Source organism: Pedobacter africanus (assembly GCF_900176535.1).
GTDB lineage: Bacteria > Bacteroidota > Bacteroidia > Sphingobacteriales > Sphingobacteriaceae > Pedobacter > Pedobacter africanus.
The window spans coordinates 1,658,847-1,679,152 of sequence record NZ_FWXT01000001.1 but is presented as its reverse complement, the minus strand read 5'-3'; the positions used below and the strand labels follow the sequence as shown (position 1 = coordinate 1,679,152).

At 42.8% G+C, this 20,306-nt stretch carries 18 protein-coding genes; 12 read left to right on the top strand and 6 right to left on the bottom strand.

The features are described from left to right. Positions 1-10: 10 nt before the first annotated feature. From B9A91_RS06985 to B9A91_RS06975, 3 genes are all read left to right on the top strand, one after another. Positions 11-1,570 carry a SusD/RagB family nutrient-binding outer membrane lipoprotein gene (locus B9A91_RS06985; protein WP_200815608.1) on the top strand — a complete coding sequence of 520 codons (1,560 nt, stop codon included), beginning with the start codon at positions 11-13 and terminating at the stop codon, positions 1,568-1,570. 71 nt (positions 1,571-1,641) lie between these two features. Then, complete coding sequence (locus B9A91_RS06980; RefSeq protein ID WP_084237652.1) at positions 1,642-2,079, top strand: peptidylprolyl isomerase; 438 nt, start codon at positions 1,642-1,644, stop codon at positions 2,077-2,079. 1 nt (position 2,080) lies between these two features. After that, entirely contained in the window at positions 2,081-2,617 is a 537-nt protein-coding gene (locus B9A91_RS06975; protein WP_084237651.1) for a DUF5606 family protein, read from the top strand. A gap of 240 nt (positions 2,618-2,857) precedes the next feature. On the opposite strand, the gene rlmH is transcribed toward B9A91_RS06975, so the two are convergent. After that, positions 2,858-3,331, bottom strand: coding sequence for a 23S rRNA (pseudouridine(1915)-N(3))-methyltransferase RlmH (gene rlmH, locus B9A91_RS06970; protein ID WP_084237650.1), 474 nt, complete (start codon positions 3,329-3,331; stop codon positions 2,858-2,860). A 104-nt stretch (positions 3,332-3,435) separates the two neighbouring features. On the opposite strand from rlmH, the gene B9A91_RS06965 reads away from it, so the two are divergent. From B9A91_RS06965 to B9A91_RS06955, 3 genes are read left to right on the top strand one after another with little or no spacing between them, the layout of a single operon-like run. After that, positions 3,436-5,232, top strand: coding sequence for a MutS-related protein (locus tag B9A91_RS06965; protein WP_084237649.1), 1,797 nt, complete (start codon positions 3,436-3,438; stop codon positions 5,230-5,232). 36 nt (positions 5,233-5,268) lie between these two features. Further along, complete coding sequence (locus tag B9A91_RS06960) at positions 5,269-6,606, top strand: GH1 family beta-glucosidase (RefSeq protein ID WP_084237648.1); 1,338 nt, start codon at positions 5,269-5,271, stop codon at positions 6,604-6,606. Positions 6,607-6,640: 34 nt separating this feature from the next. Beyond that, entirely contained in the window at positions 6,641-7,054 is a 414-nt protein-coding gene (locus B9A91_RS06955) for a putative signal transducing protein (protein ID WP_084237647.1), read from the top strand. 56 nt (positions 7,055-7,110) lie between these two features. Here B9A91_RS06955 and B9A91_RS06950 read toward each other — a convergent pair whose 3' ends face one another. The 3 genes from B9A91_RS06950 to B9A91_RS06940 form a co-directional block, all read right to left on the bottom strand. Further along, positions 7,111-7,638 (bottom strand): DUF3575 domain-containing protein, encoded by a 528-nt coding sequence (locus B9A91_RS06950; protein WP_084237646.1) that lies wholly within the window; start codon positions 7,636-7,638, stop codon positions 7,111-7,113. A 131-nt stretch (positions 7,639-7,769) separates the two neighbouring features. Then, a complete protein-coding gene (locus B9A91_RS06945; RefSeq protein WP_084237645.1) occupies positions 7,770-10,046 on the bottom strand; it encodes an aconitate hydratase in 2,277 nt (758 codons plus the stop codon). A 168-nt stretch (positions 10,047-10,214) separates the two neighbouring features. Beyond that, positions 10,215-10,832: a polysaccharide deacetylase family protein gene (locus B9A91_RS06940; protein ID WP_084237644.1), complete on the bottom strand. Its 618-nt coding sequence runs from the start codon at positions 10,830-10,832 to the stop codon at positions 10,215-10,217. A gap of 87 nt (positions 10,833-10,919) precedes the next feature. On the opposite strand from B9A91_RS06940, the gene B9A91_RS06935 reads away from it, so the two are divergent. The 4 genes from B9A91_RS06935 (at position 10,920) to B9A91_RS06920 (ending at position 15,146) form a co-directional block, all read left to right on the top strand. Continuing rightward, the gene (locus B9A91_RS06935) at positions 10,920-12,290 is read left to right on the top strand and encodes a TolC family protein (RefSeq protein ID WP_084237643.1); all 1,371 of its coding nucleotides are present in this window, start codon (positions 10,920-10,922) and stop codon (positions 12,288-12,290) included. Between the two features lie 33 nt (positions 12,291-12,323). Continuing rightward, on the top strand, positions 12,324-13,685 hold the full coding sequence (locus B9A91_RS06930) for an efflux RND transporter periplasmic adaptor subunit (protein ID WP_084237642.1): 1,362 nt from the start codon (positions 12,324-12,326) through the stop codon (positions 13,683-13,685). Between the two features lie 75 nt (positions 13,686-13,760). After that, the gene (locus B9A91_RS06925) at positions 13,761-14,759 is read left to right on the top strand and encodes an NAD(P)H-dependent glycerol-3-phosphate dehydrogenase (protein ID WP_084237641.1); all 999 of its coding nucleotides are present in this window, start codon (positions 13,761-13,763) and stop codon (positions 14,757-14,759) included. 42 nt (positions 14,760-14,801) lie between these two features. Continuing rightward, a complete protein-coding gene (locus tag B9A91_RS06920; protein WP_084237640.1) occupies positions 14,802-15,146 on the top strand; it encodes a hypothetical protein in 345 nt (114 codons plus the stop codon). 67 nt (positions 15,147-15,213) lie between these two features. Here B9A91_RS06920 and B9A91_RS06915 read toward each other — a convergent pair whose 3' ends face one another. Together B9A91_RS06915 and B9A91_RS06910 are read right to left on the bottom strand one after the other, a co-directional pair. Further along, positions 15,214-17,067, bottom strand: a complete 1,854-nt coding sequence (locus tag B9A91_RS06915; RefSeq protein ID WP_200815607.1) for a DEAD/DEAH box helicase — start codon at positions 17,065-17,067, stop codon at positions 15,214-15,216. Positions 17,068-17,150: 83 nt separating this feature from the next. Beyond that, the gene (locus tag B9A91_RS06910) at positions 17,151-17,570 is read right to left on the bottom strand and encodes a DUF4293 domain-containing protein (RefSeq protein ID WP_084237639.1); all 420 of its coding nucleotides are present in this window, start codon (positions 17,568-17,570) and stop codon (positions 17,151-17,153) included. A gap of 83 nt (positions 17,571-17,653) precedes the next feature. On the opposite strand from B9A91_RS06910, the gene truA reads away from it, so the two are divergent. Together truA and B9A91_RS06900 are read left to right on the top strand one after the other, a co-directional pair. Beyond that, positions 17,654-18,436 (top strand): tRNA pseudouridine(38-40) synthase TruA, encoded by a 783-nt coding sequence (truA, locus tag B9A91_RS06905; RefSeq protein ID WP_084237638.1) that lies wholly within the window; start codon positions 17,654-17,656, stop codon positions 18,434-18,436. A 1-nt stretch (position 18,437) separates the two neighbouring features. Beyond that, positions 18,438-20,207 (top strand): ABC transporter ATP-binding protein, encoded by a 1,770-nt coding sequence (locus B9A91_RS06900; RefSeq protein WP_084237637.1) that lies wholly within the window; start codon positions 18,438-18,440, stop codon positions 20,205-20,207. Positions 20,208-20,306 lie beyond the last annotated feature (99 nt).

Here is a 20,306-nt window from a genome sequence, read left to right as displayed (position 1 = left end):
ATCAATTAAGATGATGAAAAGAAATTTTTTAATATGTACACTGATCACAGGTATCGCATTTACCAGTGGCTGTAAAAAATTCGAAGAGATCAATACCAATCCCAATGAAACTACACAGGTAAATTCGGCAATGCTGGCTAGTACCATGATTCTGAATATAACCCGTTCAGATATCAGTACCACAAAAGGCTTTATGCAGCCTTTTTTATTGGGCAAGTACCTAACCTGGGGTGAGGGTCAGGAAAGTTTTCAATATAACCGTTTAGGGCGTACAGATTTCAATCGGCTTACGCTCTTGCGGAATATTTCACCTATGGAAGGATATGCTACGAGCGATGCCTTAAGGAAATCGTACCAGGCCCTGGGGCATTTTGTGCGGGCATGGCAATTTTTTAACACTACCATGCAGGTAGGTGATGTGCCTTATTCTGATGCCGTAAAAGGTGAAAGTGGTACGATAAAGCCTAAATACGATACACAGAAAGCCGTATTTCTAGGCATTCTAAACGAGCTCGATCAGGCGAACCAACTGTTTTCAGAAGGCGCAAATTTTGATGGAGATCCAATTTATGGAGGTAAAACTGATAATTGGAGACGACTGACCAACAGCTTTGAACTCCATGTATTGATGAATCTGTACAAGAAAACCGGGGATGCAGACCTGAAAGTAATTGAGCGTTTTAAAGATATCGTGGCAACCCGCCCATTGATGCGCGATTACAAGGATAATTTTGCATTGGCCTATAACAACACCGCCGGACAAAACTATCCCTGGTCTGATGTTCCGGCAGGTTCTGGTAACTCGTTTGTAAAGTCGAACTATACGATGCTTACGAATACCCTGCTGGCGCCTATGAAAGCTACAAACGACAGGCGTTTGTTTTATTATGCCAAGCCTTCTCCTGTAAAGATAAGCGCAGGGGTTTCACAAACTGACTACGCTGCCTATCCTGGCGTCGAGCCTTCTGATGCTTTTTCGGCTTTGCAAACCAGGAGGGTAGGAAAGGATTATGCCGACCTGAACAACCGTTATGTACAGCTGGTAAATGCTGAGCCTGTTAGCGTATTCAGTTATTGGGACCAGCAGTTTCTCCTGGCCGAAGCTGCTGTACGGGGATGGATTATAGGTACTCCCGCGCAAACCTACTATGCTGCAGGAATCATTAATTCCATGAATTTTATTGCTGCTTACACGCCCGATCTGACCGATTATCACCACAACATGAAGATGGATGTCACCTATATCAATGCCTTTCCGGCTACAGCAGGGGTTGCATTAACCGGGACCAATGAACAGCAGATTGCGCAGATCGTTACCCAGAAATATCTGGCCAACTTTTTACAAGGTGGTAAATATTTCGCCTGGTTTGAGAACCGCCGTACCGGTTATCCTGTATTTACGTTAAACAGCACCACCAATCTAAATACCCCTTCTTCCAAATTTCCGCTGCGCTGGCTTTATCCTTCAAATGAGCTAAGCTATAACTCTGCAAATATGGATGCTGCGGTGCAGAGCCAGTACGGAGGAAGCGATGATACCAACCAGATCATGTGGATATTGAAGAATTAACGCTTTTTAACATCATTCGTCTTTTCTAATCATTTGATTTTACTATTTTTGCTTTTTACACAAAAAATATCATGAGCAAAGCAATAATTAAAACAGAGAAAGGTGATATGACTGTTCAGTTCTATGATCAGGATGCCCCAAATACAGTTGCTAACTTTAAAAAATTAGCCAGCGAAGGTTTTTATAACGGAGTAACTTTTCATAGGGTAATCCCTAATTTTGTTGTTCAGGGTGGTGATCCTACCGGAACAGGTGCTGGTGGTCCCGGCTACAAAATTGATTGCGAACTGACAGGGGACAACCAATATCACGATCGTGGTGTATTATCTATGGCACATGCCGGAAGAAATACAGGCGGTTCTCAGTTTTTTATCTGCCACAGCAGAGACAATACCGCCCATCTTGACAGAAACCATACCTGCTTTGGTAAGGTAATAGAAAATGTTGATGTTGTGGACAGTATCAGACAAGGTGATAAAATTTTAGGTATCGAAGTAATAGAAGATTAATATGAATTTAAGAGGAATAGTAGCAGTATCTGGCAGACCAGGTTTGTTTAAACTTGTAGGTCAGAACAAAGCAGGATACGTTCTTGAAGGTCTGGATGCCCAGAAAGTTAAAATTGTAGCCAATATCACTACAACCAAGCTGGCATCACTGGAAGACATTACCGTATATGGCGAGGATGAGGATCTGAAATTAACGGATGTTCTGGCCAATATGGTTGCTGCTAAAGGGAATGTTCCTGATGTAAAAGCAGAAACAACTGCATTGAGGGCATTTTTTAAAGAAGTGGCTCCAGGTCATGATGAAGAGAAGGTATATGCTTCAGACATGAAAAAGATCGTGAGCTGGTACCACCTGCTTAAAGACCTGCCATTGTTCAGTGAAGCGGCACCAGCTGCGGAAGGCGAAAATGTAAAGGCTGAAGATAAGGTAGAGAAAAAGCCTAAAGCTACACCTAAACCGGCAGCAAATGCCAAAGCGCCGAGTAAAACTGCGCAGCCAGCTAAAAAAGCCAATATGACGAGTAAAAAGGGAGTGTAGGCAATCCCTGCAATAAACCACAAAAGCCACCTTAAAGGTGGCTTTTGTGGTTTAAGCTAAATACCATATCAGCAAAAATGCAATGATGGATATGAGAATAGCAATGATATAGCTGAACCTGTCTTTTTTTGTATCACTTTTAAATTTGTAATTCCTTTTATACTCCGATGGTAAACGCATAATAACCTCCTTTTATATCATGATGATTTGTGGATGAAGTTTCCACAAGCCGTTTTTAATTTATTCGTGATGATAGGGCTCGCCCTTTAATATGCTGAAGGCCCTGTAAAGCTGCTCTACAAAAAACAACCGCACCATTTGATGAGAGAAAGTCATATCGGAAAGTGATATGCTGCCATTGGACCTTTTGTAAATACTTTCGTCAAAACCATATGGTCCTCCAATTATAAACACCAAATGCTGAACGCTTCCGATCATCTGTTTGTTTAAATAATTTGAAAAGGAAACAGAACTGTATTTTTTTCCCCTTTCATCCAGAAGAATAACCATATCCGGATTACTGATCTGTTTCAGGATCAGCTCAGCCTCTTTTGTTTTTTGCTGTGCCTCGGTCAGGTTTTTCGTGTTTTTAATATCCGGTACCACCAGCAGGTTAAAGCCAATATAATGTTTCAGCCTGCTTAGATATTTATCTATGCCTTCAATCAGGTATTTATCTTCCGTTTTGCCTATAACAAGCAGGGTTATCTTCATATTGTTTATCTTTAAGCCTTAAAGACGTTCCCGGTGCCCGTAACATCTTAACTTAACTGCGGTCAAAAGTTAAAGCAATCAATTATTAAGGAATTTCAAATATAATGGTAAAAGCAGACTATCAAAACAAAACCATACAACAGCAACAGCTGATAGATGAACTGAGACGTAAATTAAATAAAATTTCGTTTGCCCGTTTGGGCCTCTTTATCGCCGAAATTCTGATTGTTGCGCTGATCATTAATTTTGGCTTTGAGTGGTTTTTTGGTGTATTGCTACTGATTCCCCTGGTTTTGTTCCTGTTCCTGGTAAAAAAGCAAACCTTCGTTCAGCGGCAGTTAACGTATGCAGGCCAGCTGCTTTGGGTTTATCAGAACGAGATTAACCAGCTTAGTACCGGTAAAAATGGATATGACGATGGCTCGGCCTATGCCGATGAGTACCATCCCTATTCATCCGACCTGGATATCTTCGGGCCGGGTTCACTGTATTCTTTTGTTAACAGGTGCAATACCATCGAGGCGCTCGATATGCTGGCCGCTAATCTGGGTGGCCCTAATGATAAACTGACGATTCTGCAAAGACAGGAGGCTATAGCAGAACTAAAGACCCATATAGCGCAGACTTTTCACTTCCGGGCCGAATTGCAGGGCCATAAGCCTGGTCAGCTAAAAGTGATTAAAGATAAATTACAAAACCAGTTGCCTGGCCAGCTTGGTTTTACCCGCAACCGCACACTTCGCCTTTATGTGAAGCTTGTCCCTTTTGTAACCCTGGGCATGCTGGCCCTGTGTATAGGGTTTGGAGGACTTTTGTGGCAGTTTTTTGCACTTCTGCTGCTTGCCAACGCCGGGCTTACCTTTTTTAAGCTTGGGCAGATCAATAAAGTATATAACGGCTTTAGCAGGGAATCCAATTTGCTGAGTGCCTTTGCCGATAGCGTCAAATGGACAGAAGATGTAAATTGGAATTCGCCCTATATCCTCGGGTTTTTTGACAAATCGTTTTCGGGTAAACCCATAAGTGCGCAGATCAAAAAGCTAGCTACCATTATTCAGAATTTTGATGCCAGGTTAAATGTTATAGTGGGTGCTGTGCTCAATTTTTTCCTGCTGTGGGACCTCAGGTGTTCCATTGCCCTGAGTAACTGGCACGATCAGTCGGCCATAGCTGTAATAAAGGGCCTGCAGCGGATCAGCAGGTTTGAAGAACTGATTTCCTTCGCTACATTGAGCCATAACCAGGCGGGCTGGAATTTTCCGTTAATTGAAGATACATTCCAGCTGAAGGCTTTAAACCTTGGTCATCCGCTGATTCGTGAGAAAGCACGTGTCGTGAATAGTTTTGATGTAGCAGAAAAACCTACGGTTGACATTATAACCGGTTCTAACATGGCTGGAAAAAGTACTTTTTTGCGTACTGTTGGGATTAATATGTCGCTCGCATTCGCCGGTGCACCGGTATGTGCCGATCGGTTGTCACTGTCTATTTTCAAGGTCCTTTCCTATATGCGTATCAAAGACTCATTAAACGATCACACTTCTACCTTTAAAGCCGAGCTGAACAGGCTTAAAATGATCCTGGATGGGATACAGCAGCACCCGAATTCATTTGTGCTGATCGACGAAATGCTGAGGGGTACAAACAGTAAAGACAAATACCTGGGTTCAAAAGTGTTTATAGAAAAACTCATCGAACAAAATATGCCCGCGTTGTTTGCTACACATGACCTGCAATTGTCTGAAATGGAGGATAGTTACCCCCGGCAGATCAGGAACTATCATTTCGATATACAGATTTCTGAAGGGGAGATGAACTTTGATTATAAATTAAAACATGGCCCTTGCAGTACTTTTAATGCCGCTTTATTATTAAAGGAGATTGGCTTAACGTTAACTTAATATGCAATTGCCATATTGCCCGCTATAGAAAAAAATATGATCAAGGCCTCTGATTTTGGAAGCGATTTTATATGGGGCGTAGCTACGGCGGCAGCGCAGGTTGAGGGTGCGGCCGAAGCATATGGTAAAGGATTATCTATCTGGGATACCTTCTCTAAACGGCAGGGGAAAATTAAAAAAGGACATCTGCCAACTACAGCCTGTGACTTTTACCATAGCTATAAAGCAGATGTTGAGCTGGTTAAGTTGCTTGGTTTTAAGGTATTCCGATTTTCCATCTCCTGGCCCCGGATTCTCCCTGATGGTAAAGGGCGTGTGAATAAAGAAGGCATTTTGTTTTATCATCAGCTAATTGATGAATGCCTGCGGCAGGGCATCGTGCCTTATGTGACTTTATACCATTGGGACCTGCCCCATGCGTTGGAAGAGGAGGGGGGCTGGACCGCATTTTCAATAAATAACAGTTTTAATCATTTTGTGAGTGTTTGCGCAAAAGAATATGGAGATAAGGTAAAAAACTGGATTGTACTGAACGAACCCTTTGGCTTTACCTCTTTAGGTTATATGCTCGGTGTGCATGCACCAGGCAAGACCGGGCTTACCAATTTCTTTTCGGCAGTGCACCATACCGCAATTGCACAGGCGGATGGGGGCAGGATTCTGAGGGCAGAAGTTAAAGAGGCCAATATTGGTACCAGCTTTTCCTGTTCCGAAATTATCCCGCATACACACAGCGAGGCCGACCTGCTGGCGGCTAAACGTGTAGACTGCCTGATGAACCGTTTATTTATAGAGCCGGCATTGGGCATGGGATACCCAACGGCCGGTTGGGAGGTTATGGAACGTTTTTCCATCCAGCATTCTACCTGGCGCCATACCGAACGGCTTACTTTCGATTTCGACTTCATTGGCATACAGAATTATTTTCCGCTAACGATTAAATACAATGCTTTCATCCCGGTAGTTCAGGCCTGGGAGGTAAAGGCCAAAAACCGTAAAAAACCACATACCGCTATGGGCTGGGAGATTAATCCAGATAGTTTTTATAACATTATCCGGCAATTTGCCACTTATCCTAATATCCCGCAGCTGATGATTACAGAAAACGGAGCTGCTTACCATGATAAATTGAACAATTATCAGGTGCATGATCAGGAACGCATCGCTTATTTTCAGCAATATCTGGCTGCTTTGTTAAAAGCGAAGCGCGAGGGATTGAACATTGCTGGTTATATGGCCTGGACGCTGATGGATAATTTTGAATGGGCAGAAGGCTATAATGCCAGGTTTGGTCTGGTGTATACTGATTTTAAGACTCAGCAGCGTACGGTTAAAGACTCCGGACTTTGGTTTCAGGACTTTCTGAACCATTGAAAGCTTTTCTTATCTTTATATTCAAACTTTACCTATGGATAAGATCATTATTTTTGAAACCTTTTACAACCCTATAGAGGCCAATATTGTAAAAGCCAGATTAATGGATAGTGGTGTACAATGCTTTCTTTCGGATGAAAATACCATTACCATTAACCCTTTGTACACGCAGGCATTGGGTGGTGTTAAACTACACCTGTTTGAAAAAGATGCGGAGCGGGCCAGAAGTATCCTTCAGGCAGAGGAAGGAGAAATCCCATTAACAGAAGAAGCCGAGGCCGCTACTGTTGCTGTTTGCCCGAACTGTGGTTCTTCCAATGTGGGTTATGTACAGGCTACTAAAAAACGTTTCGGGCCATTTACTGTAATTGTTTCTTTGTTGTTAATGATCTATCCATTTCATGCGAAAAAAACACACCACTGTTTCAATTGCCAGAATGAGTTTTAAAATAAAACCCCGTTTTGATCTAGATCAAAACGGGGCCTAAATAAGTTTACAGCTACTTAGAAACCAAAACCAATGGTTACGCCTGTACGAAGGCCGAAACCTTCTATACCACCTTTGATCTCCGGTTCGTCACTGCCTGATGAAGCTTTGTAGTTGCCGTTGTTATAACTTGGGCCAAAGAACAGATCTAAAGCAAAACCACTGCCGAATACCCATTGGTAGCCCATTACGGCACCACCGCCAAAAGAGGTATATTTACCTTCGTCTGCATCATCAGATACCGTATAATTCTGATACCTTAAAAATGGGGCTGCATATAAACCGGCAGGTGCATGTTTTTTCAGGTAAAAACGTACTTCCGGTGTAACGGCAAGACCAGTAAATTTAGTGTCGTCCAGTTTGATACCAGTATAGGCTACTCCAAGTTGGACAGACATGCCATCGTCTACTTTTCTTTCATAGAATACAGATCCGGTACGCAGCAATGCACTTAACGGATTAATTTTAATGGTGTTTTTTACTTCCTGCGCTTTTACACTGCAAAATGTGAATGCAGTTAAAGCACACAATAGAAATTTCTTCATAAATCTAATTTGTTTGATCTTATTTGTTTGTGCGGCAAAAGTAAACTTTAAATCGGTTATCACAAATAAAAAGCCCATCCTGAAGAAACAGGATGGGCTTTATGTCATTGTATTTGAACCGAATGTGTTTGTTATGCGTTTTTAGCAGCGGCTTCTCTGCGGATAATGTTCAATGCACCCCCTGCTTTAAACCATTCGATTTGCTGTGCATTGTAGCTATGATTAACAACAATCTCTTCTTTAGTGCCGTCTGCATGGTTCAGGACCAGGGTTAACGGAACGTTCGGTGTAAAAGTTGTCAGGCCAATAATGTCTATGGCGTCATCTTCTAAGATTTTATCGTAATCGTCTTTGTTTGCAAAAGTTAAACCCAGCATACCCTGTTTTTTCAGGTTGGTTTCATGAATACGGGCAAAAGATTTTACCAATACCGCACGCACACCAAGGTGACGGGGCTCCATTGCGGCATGCTCCCGGCTCGAACCTTCACCGTAGTTTTCATCACCTACTACAATAGAGCCAATACCAGCGGCTTTATAGGCACGTTGCGTTGCTGGCACTGGACCATATTCACCTGTCAGTTCGTTTTTAACGTTGTCAGTTTTTTCATTGAAGAAGTTCACTGCACCGATCAGCATGTTGTTAGAGATATTGTCCAGGTGACCGCGGAACTTCAACCATGGACCAGCCATAGAAATATGGTCTGTTGTACATTTTCCTTTAGCTTTGATCAATAATTTCAAACCTTTTAAGTCGGTGCCTTCCCATGCAGCAAAGGGATCAAGCAATTGCAACCTGTGTGAGGTAGGTGAAACAATCACCTGTACACCGCTGCCATCTTTGGCGGGCTCCTGGTAACCGGCATCTTCAACAGCATAGCCGTTTACCGGTAGTTCATCGCCTTTCGGCGGATCTAATTTCACCTGCTCACCTTTATTGTTGGTCAGTGTATCAGTTAAAGGGTTAAAGCCAAGATCTCCCGCAATCGCAATCGCTGCTACCACTTCCGGAGAAGTTACGAAGGCATAAGTATTAGGGTTGCCATCGGCACGTTTGGCGAAATTCCTGTTAAACGAGTGAACGATGGTGTTCTTTTCTTGTTTTTCGGCACCAACCCTGTCCCACATACCGATGCATGGTCCGCAGGCATTGGTAAAAATGGTAGCATTTAAATCTTCAAAAGTAGCCAGCAGGCCGTCACGGTTTGCAGTATAGCGTACCTGCTCAGAGCCCGGATTGATACCAAACTCCGCTTTTGTAGTTAAGCCTTTGTCTACCGCCTGTTTGGCAATAGATGCCGCCCTTGATAAATCTTCATAAGAAGAGTTGGTGCAAGAACCGATCAGTCCCCATTCCACTTTCAAAGGCCAGCCATTTGCTGCGGCTACTTCTTTCATTTTAGAAATAGGTGTAGCCAGGTCAGGTGTAAAAGGACCATTCAGGTAAGGCTCCAGTTCCGACAGGTTAATCTCGATCAGCTGGTCAAAATATTTTTCCGGTTCTGCATAAACTTCTGCATCACCTGTTAAGTGAGCGGCTATTGCATTTGCAGCATCGGCTACATCAGCCCTGTTGGTAGCGCGCAAATAGCGCTCCATGCTTTCATCGTAACCAAAAGTAGAAGTGGTTGCACCAATTTCGGCACCCATGTTACAAATGGTTCCTTTACCTGTACAACTCAGGTTTTTAGCACCATCACCAAAATATTCAACAATAGCGCCAGTACCACCTTTTACGGTTAATATACCTGCAACTTTAAGGATTACATCTTTTGGAGAGGTCCAGCCGTTTAGCTTTCCGGTTAATTTAACACCAATCAGCTTAGGGAATTTAAGCTCCCATGGCAATCCCGCCATTACATCACAGGCATCAGCACCACCAACACCGATGGCCACCATACCCAAGCCACCTGCATTTACAGTATGTGAGTCCGTACCGATCATCATACCGCCGGGGAAAGCATAGTTTTCCAACACTACCTGGTGGATGATACCAGCACCTGGTTTCCAGAAACCAATGCCATATTTGTTAGATACTGAAGACAAAAAGTCGAACACCTCCTTGCTTTCTGTATTGGCCGCAGGCAAGTCAATTGCCGCACCAAGCTTGGCGGTAATCAGGTGGTCGCAGTGTACTGTCGAAGGAACGGCGACTTTAGGCCGGCCAGCCTGCATAAACTGTAACAATGCCATTTGGGCAGTAGCATCTTGCATGGCCACACGGTCAGGAGCAAAATCCACATAATCCACACCCCTGTTGTAAGAAGTGTTCGTATTTCCCTCCCAAAGGTGGGCATAAAGTATTTTTTCTGAAAGTGTTAAAGGTCTGCCTACTAATTTACGGGCCGCCTCTACACGGGGGCCAAAGTTTGCATACACCTTTTTGATCATTTCTATATCAAAAGCCATTGATAATATGTGTTAAAAGGGTAAGTATTACTATAATTGGTAGCGAATTTACAAAAAAAAACAGGCCTTGATGATCATATGCAGATCATTATATTATTTATACCTATTCTAAATAATGTAATGCGTGTAAAACGGACACTTTAGCCCTCCCGGAAAGTTTTCCGGTCCCTAAAGGACCCCAAACTGATATCCTTTTTCGCTGAAATGTTTCAACGCCCGGGGCAGGGTGTATTCCAGCCTTTCAAAAGCCTTTAAGCTATCGTGAAAAACAACAATAGAGCCATTTCTGGTATGCTTAATCACATTTTCATAGCATTTATGCGGTGCAAGTGCAGTGTCAAAATCGCCGCTTAATACATCCCACATGATGATCTGCGTATTGGGCTTTACAGACCTTAGCCCTGCAATCTGGGATTTTTTGATACGGCCATACGGAGGGCGGAACAATTCGGTTTGTGTAAGCTCCTGGCATTTGCTGAAATTTTCGATGTAAGTCTGGTCTGGAGTTTTCCATCCTTTTAAATGGTTAAAAGTATGGTTCCCAATCCGATGCCCCCCTGCTTTTATCTGTTCATATACCTCCGGATGTTTAAGGATGTTGTCACCTATGCAGAAAAAGGTTGCCTTTGCATTAAAGCTTTTTAAAGTTTTTAAAACAAATACTGTAACATCAGGTATAGGTCCATCGTCAAAGGTTAAATAAATAACTTTTTGAGTACGGTTTTTATTCCAGGTTAAAGATGGATAATACCATCTTAATAAAAGCGGAGATTTGACGAGGTACATAGCCAAAAGTAAGAAATTACAATAAGTGTACCCAAAAATTGCAAAATGTATAAGTTGTTTATGCTAATATTGTGAAAAACTTAATTTATGAAGACAATCATCTCCTATAATGCCTCATTAAAGCTTTCCCTGGCTTTAACCTTTATTTTTCTTGCGGGAGTTGCACAGCAATCTATAGCACAGGAAGTCATAACTGTACAACGTGCCATCGAATTGACCCTTCAAAATAACCTCCAGATTACTAAATCGAAATTAAGCGAGGATTTAGCAGAAGAGAATTTTAAGCAGGCAAAATTGGCGCAGTATCCTCGCTTGAACGGATCGGTTGACCAGAGAATGTCATGGGGACGGAACAATACCGGTACCTCGGGTATTTATGAAAATACACAGAATTATAGTTTTAGCCCTGGCTTGGGCCTGGGTGTGGATCTGTTCAATGGCTTTTCCAAGATCAACCAGATCCGGCAAAATAAACTCTTGCTCGAAGCGGGTAAAATGAACACGGATAAGATCAAAAATGATCTTACTTTAAGTGTAGTAACTTCTTATATGGAGATATTATACAATAAAGACCGTCTAAAAGCTGCTAAGGAGCAGTTGGAAGTTGCCCGTAAAACATTAAAGCAGCAGCAGGCACTTTTAGATGTCGGGAACAAAACACTTGCAGATCTGGCTGAAGCTAAATCGCAGGTGGCTACGGCAGAATTGGATGTAACCAATGCAGATAACGCACAGACCATTTCCTTTATTACCCTGGTGCAGTTAATGGATATCCCTTCTTCTACCAGGTTTGAGGTTCAGGCACCTAATGCAGCGAATTTTACGAAATCCAATTCGGCCTATGATGCAGAAACCATATATGCAGAGGCGTTGACTTACTTCCCTGATATTAAACTGGCAGCGCTTCAGACTGCAGCTGCAAAAAAGGGTATAGATGTAGCGAAGGGAAACCTGTATCCCAGCCTTTCTTTTAGCGGTAGTTATGGTTCATACTATAACTATAATTATAATCTGCCTGCAGATCTTCAAAATCGATCTTTCAGAGATCAGATCGAGAATAACGTTTCAAAGGGGGTTGGCTTGAGCTTAAGCATACCAATTTTTAATGGCCTCCAAGCCAGATCTAGTGTTAAAAAAGCAAGGATAAACCTTTTGCAAACACAGGCAGATGAGCAATTGGCAAAGAATAATTTAAACAAAATCATCTACCAGGCAGTTGCAGATTTAAAGGCTGCCGAAAGTACCAATGAATCGGCCATAAAAACCTTTAATGCGCAAAAGGAAGCTTTTTCTGTCATCGAGCAGCGTTACAATGTAGGACTGGTGAATTCATTGGATTACAGTACTTCCCTCACCAAAAGGAATAAAGCCGAGATAGACATGATCAGGGCTAAATACGATTTATTGTTCAAAGCAAAGGTGATAGATTATTACCTCGGTAAACAAATTGTTTTTTAAACGTTCACAGAAAATATATATAACATACACAAAATGAAACTAAAAACCATATTAATTATAGTGGGCATTGTGATCGCCTTGCTGGCCATTGGTGTGTTTACCGGGGTTATCGGGGGCGATAAAAGTGAAAAGGTAACTACAGAAAAGGCTGCCAACAGAAAGGTAATTGAAACGGTTACGGCCAGTGGAAAAATACAGCCCGAAACGGAAGTGAAGCTGAGCTCAGAAGTATCTGGCGAGGTAACCGAGTTGTTGGTTAAGGAAGGTGATGTGGTAAAAAAAGGGCAGCTGCTGGTTAAGGTTCGTCCTGATGTATTGAAATCAGGGTACGACCGTGCAGTTGCTTCTTACAGTTCCCAGAAGGCAAGTGTAGCGGGGGCTGCACAGCTGCTCAAACAATCTGAAGGTACCTTTGCCAATGAAGAGGCCATCTACAAACGTAATGTTGAGCTGTTCAATAAGAAAGTGATTTCCCTGGCCGAATTTGACGCGGCCAAGGCTGCATATACCACTTCAAAAACAAACCTGGCCCGGGCCAGGGCAGAGCTTACGGCAGCTAAGTATAATTTAGAGCAAAATGGAGCGAATGTTCAGGAAGCCAGTGCCAACCTGGCCAAAGCTACCATATTTGCACCTGTCGACGGGGTAATTTCTAAATTGTCTGTAGAGTTGGGCGACAGGATTCTGGGAACTGCACAAAATGCAGGTACCGAGATCATGCGTATTTCCAATCTTTCCTCTATGGAGGTAAACGTGGATGTGAACGAGAACGACATCAACAGGGTTAAAGTGGGCGATCTGGCCTCTATTGAAGTAGACGCTTTTGCTGATAAAAAATTTAAAGGAGTGGTAACCGAAATTGCCAGTTCTTCTAAAGATGTGGGTTCAGCTACCAGTACGGTAGACCAGGTCACCAACTTTAATGTAAAAGTGCGTATTCTTGCCGATTCCTATAATAACATTACCAGTGGAGCGAAAGACCTGCCTTCACCATTCAGACCGGGGTTATCTGCAACTGTAGATATAGAAAGCGAAACGGTGAATGGCCTGTCGGTTCCGATCCAGTCTGTATTCACAGACGACAAAAAGAAAGGGGATAAAGATAAAAAAGAGGCGCAGGGCAATCAGGAAAATGAAGAAAAACAAAGAAATAAGCTGACAGATAAAAAAGTGAAGCAATTTGTTTACCTGTACAATGCCGATCAGACGGTTAAGCAGGTAGAAGTAACCACAGGTATACAGAACGATCAGTTCATCATCGTGAAATCTGGCCTTAAAGCCGGACAGGAAGTCGTAACGGGACCGTATTCTGCCATTCAGAACAAACTGAAGGATGGGGCGAAAGTAAAGAAAGTTACTAAGGATCAATTGTTTGCTGAGCCAGGTAAGAAGTAGGCTTTTCCAATCCTTTTTAAATAAGTAAATTGTCCCGGTTTAAAACATTAAACCGGGATTTTTTATTTATAATGTATGATACCTAAAGTCGCAATGATTGGTGGAGGTAGTTGGGCTACTGCTATTATAAAAATGCTCTCTGATAACTTTTCAGCTAAAGAAATTTACTGGTGGATGCGCAATGCCGATTCTATAGCACACCTGCAGAAATATAAGCACAATCCAAATTACCTGAGCTCTGTAGAGATCAGAATTCCTGAAGACAATATCTCGGACGACATTGCTGCTATTATTGGTAAGGCAGATTATATTGTATTGAATGTTCCGGCCGCTTTTCTTAAAGAGACTTTAGCTGGCATCTCGCCAGAACAGCTTAAAGGGAAGAAGGTGATCTCGGCCATTAAGGGCATTGTACCAGATGAGAACCAGATCATCGGCGAATTCCTTAACCAGAAATACCAGGTGCCTCTCTCAGATATTCTGGTGATTAGCGGCCCTTGTCATGCCGAAGAGGTGGCACTGGAAAAGTTATCCTATCTGACCATCGCCTCTGTAAATGTCGGGTTGGCCGGCTTTTTTGCCAACCTGCTCAATACCAGGTATATTAAAACCAATGTTTCAGATGATATATTTGGTACAGAATACGCTGCCGTATTGAAGAATATCTATGCTGTGGCCAGCGGCATATGCCATGGTGTGGGCTATGGTGATAATTTTCAGGCAGTTTTAATTTCCAATGCCATCAGGGAGATCAAACGGTTTGTAGATGCGGTTCATCCGATTTCAAGGGACATCATGGAATCTGCTTACCTGGGCGATCTGCTGGTGACTGCCTATTCGCAGTTTAGCCGTAACCGCACATTCGGAAACATGATAGGGAAGGGATATACGGTAAAATCGGCTCAGCTAGAGATGAATATGGTGGCTGAGGGTTATTACGCTGCCAGCTGCATGCATTTTATCAATAAAAAATATAAAGTGGATATGCCGATCAGCAGGGCAGTTTACGCCATTTTATATGAAAAACATTCGCCCCATATTGAAATGCGCCTGCTCACAGAACAGTTGAGTTAAAACAAAAGTGCCGCGGTATTGTTTTCTAAGAAAATTGAACTTATGAAAACAAAATTTATGGCGGGACTGCTCTGCCTGGCATTATGCACTACAGCAGTAATTACTTCCAATGCACAGGAAAAGAAAAAAGAAACCGTTGGACAGGCACTGGATAAAACCGGTAAGGCCATTGGTAAAACGGCTACAAAAGTAGGTAATAAAACTGCCGAGGTTGCTGTAAAAGGAGCTTCAAAAGTAGCTGATCAAACTTACAAAGGCAAAATGGCCCCTGATGGGTCCGATGTATATATCGATGGTAAAAACAAAAAATATTATATCAATAAAAAGGGAGCAAAAATCTATCTGAAAGCATCCCAGATTAAAGACAGACCAGAAAGTAAAAACTAGAATTCCAATAAAAAAGGGCGGGTGTTCATTGAACACCCGCCCTTTTTTATATAATGGTTATAAAAACTTAAGATCTGCGTTTTCTATCGCTTCCGCCATCACGACGACCACTACCGCCTCTGTCTTCACGGCTTCTTCCAGAGAAATCCCTGAAACCACCACCGCTGTTACTTCCTTCACGTTTTCCGCCATAACTTCTGCGCTCTCCACCATCACGTCTTCCGCCACCATAGCTTCCACCATCACGTCTTCCTCCGCCAAAACCACCGCGACTACGGCCACCGCCGCCGTCACCGTCAGCTGTTTTTTCGATCCTTACACCGCGGTTGTTAAATTCAACGCCTTTAAAGTTGTTGAATAAAGAATCAACGGCACCGCTTTCTACTTCAAAGAAGGAGTAAACGCCTTTAAGATCTATTTTACCTATACTCTTCCCGCTGATCTTCCCATTGTTGCATACAAAAGAAAGTAAATCGCCCCTGGTGAAGTCGTCAACAGAACCCAGGTTAATGAACAGGCGGGTATAACCGTCACTTGTCCTTGGGCCTCTGTCGCCACGCTCTCCGCGCTCACCGCGTTCTCCACGTTCGTCTGAGGCGTTCAGGTCTGGCGCGTTTTTATAGTATTCTAAAAAGCGGTTAAACTCTAAAGATGCAAAACGTTTGATGACTTCTTCTTTAGTCAATTCAGCAAACTCATCCATAATACGCGGGATGTACTGCTCAATCTGGTTTTCGTTCACTTCAACATTGTGAACTTTGTGAACAAGGGCAAACAATTGTTTTTCACAAACGTCAAATCCGGTTGGGAGGGCAGCTTTTGTAAACTGCTTACCAATGATCCTTTCGATCTGACGGATCTTACCCAATTCTTTCGAATTTACGATACAGATAGAGATACCTGTTTTTCCTGCACGACCCGTACGGCCGCTACGGTGGGTATAACTTTCAATCTCGTCTGGTAAGGAGTAGTTAATTACGTGGGTCACATTGTTTACGTCAATACCACGGGCAGCAACATCGGTTGCAATTAACAATTGCATGTTACGGTCGCGGAAACGCTGCATTACCTTGTCGCGCTGCTGCTGAGATAAATCTCCGTGCAGCGCATCGGCATTGTAACCATCTTTAATCAAGTGCTCAGCTACATCTTGTGTATCGAGCTTGGTTTTGCAGAAAACAACACCGAAAATTTCAGGGTTAAAGTCAACAATACGTTTTAAAGCTGCGTATTTATCTCTTGCGCGTACTACATAGTATTCGTGCTCAATATTTACGTTACCTGTGTTTTTGGTACCCATGGTCAGTTCAACCGGTGAGTCCATGTAGTTCCTGGCTATCCTTCTTACCTCAGGAGGCATAGTTGCCGAGAATAGCCATGTTTTTTTGTCATCAGGTGTGGTCGACAAAATATCATTAATGTCTTCCTGGAAGCCCATGTTCAGCATTTCATCTGCTTCGTCGAGCACTACATATTTCACATTACTGAAATCTATGGCTTTACGGCCAATGATGTCTAACATACGGCCCGGTGTAGCCACTACAATTTGTACACCGTTTCTAATTTCACGCAATTGCTGCATAATGTTTGCACCGCCATAAACGGCAACAACATTAGCACCAGGGGTGTTTTTTGAGAAATTCTTGATGTCGCTAGTAATCTGCAAGCAGAGCTCTCTTGTAGGGCATAAAATCAATGCCTGAGGCTTATTGCTTTTGAAGTCTATCAATTCTAACAGCGGCAAACCAAATGCGGCTGTTTTTCCTGTTCCTGTTTGGGCCAAACCAACAAAATCGTTATTGCCCTCTAACAGCACAGGAATACTTTGTTCCTGAATAGGTGTTGGATTTTCGAAACCTAAATCCTTTACAGCATTAACAACGTCATCACTTATCCCCAATTTACTAAATGGGTTTATCATGTATTTTATTTATTAAGCCGCAAAGGTAAGTTTAATTTTTGGAATTTTACAGATTAGTAACTAAATAAAAATCAAGCGGTTAATTATCTGAGTCTGTCGGCGGATCTTAATAATTGCTCATCTTTTCTGATTCCGCGGATCGCAAGCATGCAAAACAGCAGGGCAAGGACAAACATTCCTGAACCAATATGCAGTGAAGCCCCACTGATTCCACCCGGTAATAAAGATGCATTTAATACCGACAATACAGCCGTAGCGATGATCAGGACCATGTTGATCATGATCAGGCGTTTTTGCATCGGGCGGTTCTTAAATTGAAAAATACAAATCAGGCATAATAAGATGGTAACGCCGTTTAAGATCATCGCGCCTATATGCTGTCCGTCTATATAAAGTAAATACTCGGTATTATTTACACTTTTAAATAGCAGCGGGAAAAAGAATAAGCTCACAAGCGTCAACGCTGCCAACAAAAGCCATATAGATTGCACTCTTTGTATCATATCAGTTCAATAATTTTAACAAATATATTAAAAGGCCAAAACTAAGCAATTCGATATCCGATTAAAAAGATAATTTTGTACTATTGAACACGCAACGGTATTTTATTGAATTGTCGTACGACGGCACCCCTTATCATGGCTGGCAGATACAGCCCAATGCTACTACGGTACAGGAATGCCTGGATAAAGCTTTATCCACTTATTTCCGGCAGCCGGTAAGTACGCTGGGCTGCGGGCGTACAGATACAGGTGTACATGCTACGCAGTTTTACGCACATTTCGATCTGTCGGTTCCGCCTGATGGGGAAAGTATTGAGGCAAAGGCGAAGTTGCCGGATCCCTTATGTTCGGTGACGGGCATTAACGCGCTTCTGCCTTATCAGATTGCGGTAAAAAGGGTATTTAAAGTTGATGCAGATGCCCATGCACGCTTTGATGCAACCGAACGTGCCTACCATTACTACCTTCATTTTCATAAAGACCCTTTTAAACTGAACCGTTCCTGGCTGTATAAAGGCGAGCTTGACATTGAAGCCATGAATGCAGCAGCAGAGCTCCTGCTCAACTATACCGATTTTTCCTGTTTCAGTAAATCCAATACCCAGACCTTCACCAATAACTGTAAAATTACAGCCGCTTTTTTTGAGGAGCAGGAGAGCGGTTTGCGGTTTACCGTTAGGGCCGACAGGTTTTTGAGGAACATGGTGCGTGCTATTGTGGGCACACTGATACAGGTAGGTAAAAATGAACTTAACTTAGCTCAGTTTAAACAAATTATAGAAAGTAAGAACCGCAGTAATGCAGGACAATCTGTTCCGGCCTGTGGTTTGTATTTAGTAAATGTAATTTATCCCTTTGTAAAGTAATATGTCAAAAATAACCGGTGATGCGTTTAACTTCAGCTTATTGAAAAGGGTTTTTCAATATGTAAAACCTTACCGCAGTATTTTTATCTGGTCTGTAGTACTCACCATACTCCTGGCGGCCATTGCGCCGCTCCGGCCTATCCTTATCGGTTATACGCTCGACCATCATATTCTTACCGGAGATTATGGAGGTTTATTGAACATGACCATCCTGATGTTCATACTCCTGATCCTCCAAACGGTCTTCCAATATAGCCATACCCTGCTTACCAATACCCTGGGGCAGTCGGCCATCCGCGACCTGCGCATCAATGTGTTTAATCACATTACCAGGCTGCGGTTAAAATATTTCGACAATACACCGATCGGCCAGCTCATCACCCGTACGGTTTCTGATCTGGAGACCATTGCCGAAATTTTCTCCGAAGGCCTTATCGTGATTATCGGAGACGTTTTAATGGTCATTGTGATCATTGGTGTAATGGTATATAAGGACTGGACACTTACCCTGGTGGTGCTGTTGCCTATGCCACTGCTGATTATGGCCACATCGGTTTTTCAAAAGGCCATTAAATCGGCCTTTCAGGAAATCCGTACAGAAGTTTCCAATTTAAATACCTACCTGCAGGAACACATCACAGGTATTTCCATCATTCAGTATTTTGCAAGGGAGGAGCAGGAATACAAAAAGTTTTTAAAGATCAACGGCCGCTACCGCGACGCCAATATTCGTTCCAACTGGTACTACTCCATATTTTTTCCTGTGGTTGAGATCATCTCGGCCATGTCGCTGGGCCTGCTGGTTTGGTACGGTGCAAAGACCATTCTGAACGATCCTGATGTTAAGCCGGGTATCATCACAGAATTCATCATGTACATCAGTATGCTCTTCAGGCCAATCCGCGAGCTCGCCGATAAGTTCAATACCCTGCAAATGGGAATGGTGGGTGCAGAGCGGGTATTCAAGGTGCTGGATACCGATGAAGTAACGGTGAACAAGGGCACTTTTGTTCCTCAAAAAATGGAAGGTTCAATTTCATTTGATAAAGTTTGGTTTGCATATAATGAGGAAAATTACGTACTGAAAGCTATTTCTTTCCAGGTACCGGCAGGTAAGACCATTGCACTGGTAGGCGCTACCGGCGCAGGTAAATCATCGACCATCAATATATTGAACCGGTTTTATGAAATCCAGAAAGGAGAGATCAGGGTAGATGGGGTTAAAATAGAGGATTACGAACTCAGTTTTCTGCGTAGCAATATTGCTACTGTACTACAGGATGTGTTCCTGTTTTCGGATACGATTTTTAACAACATCACACTAAACAATCCGGATATTTCCATGGAACAGGTTATTGATGCTGCTAAAAAAGTAGGGGCGCACGATTTTATTGAACGCTTGCCTGGCGGTTACCAGTACAACGTAATGGAGCGTGGGGCGACACTGTCGGCTGGTCAGGCCCAGCTCATTTCCTTTATCAGGGCCCTGGTGTATAATCCATCCATACTGGTGCTCGATGAAGCTACCTCTTCCGTAGATACAGAAACCGAGATGCTGATCCAGCGTGCCATAGAAAACCTGATGAAGGGCCGTACCTCCATCGTAATTGCGCATCGTCTTTCTACCATACAAAAGGCCGATAAAATACTGGTGCTGGATAAAGGAGAGATCAAGGAAATGGGAACGCATCAGGAGTTACTGAAACTGAACGGATATTACAAAAAACTGTACGACCTGCAGTTCAATTCAACCGGAATTTCTGCAGATTAAAATTAAAAATAAGCATTACTCTTCGCAGGCATAGGAATAATTGATGCCCTTCAGCATCAATTATTCCTATGCCTGCTCTGAGAACGTATATTTTTTTCT

Excerpts from the sequence above, each read along its gene's own strand:
- B9A91_RS06975 (WP_084237651.1), top strand. The coding sequence starts at position 2,081 with ATGAATTTAAGAGGAATAGTAGCAGTATCTGGCAGACCAGGTTTGTTT.
- B9A91_RS06955 (WP_084237647.1), top strand. The coding sequence starts at position 6,641 with ATGGATAAGATCATTATTTTTGAAACCTTTTACAACCCTATAGAGGCC.
- B9A91_RS06910 (WP_084237639.1), bottom strand. The coding sequence starts at position 17,570 with ATGATACAAAGAGTGCAATCTATATGGCTTTTGTTGGCAGCGTTGACG.
- B9A91_RS06935 (WP_084237643.1), top strand. The coding sequence starts at position 10,920 with ATGAAGACAATCATCTCCTATAATGCCTCATTAAAGCTTTCCCTGGCT.
- B9A91_RS06950 (WP_084237646.1), bottom strand. The coding sequence starts at position 7,638 with ATGAAGAAATTTCTATTGTGTGCTTTAACTGCATTCACATTTTGCAGT.
- B9A91_RS06930 (WP_084237642.1), top strand. The coding sequence starts at position 12,324 with ATGAAACTAAAAACCATATTAATTATAGTGGGCATTGTGATCGCCTTG.
- B9A91_RS06900 (WP_084237637.1), top strand. The coding sequence starts at position 18,438 with ATGTCAAAAATAACCGGTGATGCGTTTAACTTCAGCTTATTGAAAAGG.
- B9A91_RS06985 (WP_200815608.1), top strand. The coding sequence starts at position 11 with ATGATGAAAAGAAATTTTTTAATATGTACACTGATCACAGGTATCGCA.
- B9A91_RS06940 (WP_084237644.1), bottom strand. The coding sequence starts at position 10,832 with ATGTACCTCGTCAAATCTCCGCTTTTATTAAGATGGTATTATCCATCT.
- B9A91_RS06945 (WP_084237645.1), bottom strand. The coding sequence starts at position 10,046 with ATGGCTTTTGATATAGAAATGATCAAAAAGGTGTATGCAAACTTTGGC.
- B9A91_RS06980 (WP_084237652.1), top strand. The coding sequence starts at position 1,642 with ATGAGCAAAGCAATAATTAAAACAGAGAAAGGTGATATGACTGTTCAG.
- B9A91_RS06925 (WP_084237641.1), top strand. The coding sequence starts at position 13,761 with ATGATACCTAAAGTCGCAATGATTGGTGGAGGTAGTTGGGCTACTGCT.
- B9A91_RS06965 (WP_084237649.1), top strand. The coding sequence starts at position 3,436 with ATGGTAAAAGCAGACTATCAAAACAAAACCATACAACAGCAACAGCTG.
- B9A91_RS06960 (WP_084237648.1), top strand. The coding sequence starts at position 5,269 with ATGATCAAGGCCTCTGATTTTGGAAGCGATTTTATATGGGGCGTAGCT.
- B9A91_RS06915 (WP_200815607.1), bottom strand. The coding sequence starts at position 17,067 with ATGATAAACCCATTTAGTAAATTGGGGATAAGTGATGACGTTGTTAAT.
- rlmH (WP_084237650.1), bottom strand. The coding sequence starts at position 3,331 with ATGAAGATAACCCTGCTTGTTATAGGCAAAACGGAAGATAAATACCTG.
- B9A91_RS06920 (WP_084237640.1), top strand. The coding sequence starts at position 14,802 with ATGAAAACAAAATTTATGGCGGGACTGCTCTGCCTGGCATTATGCACT.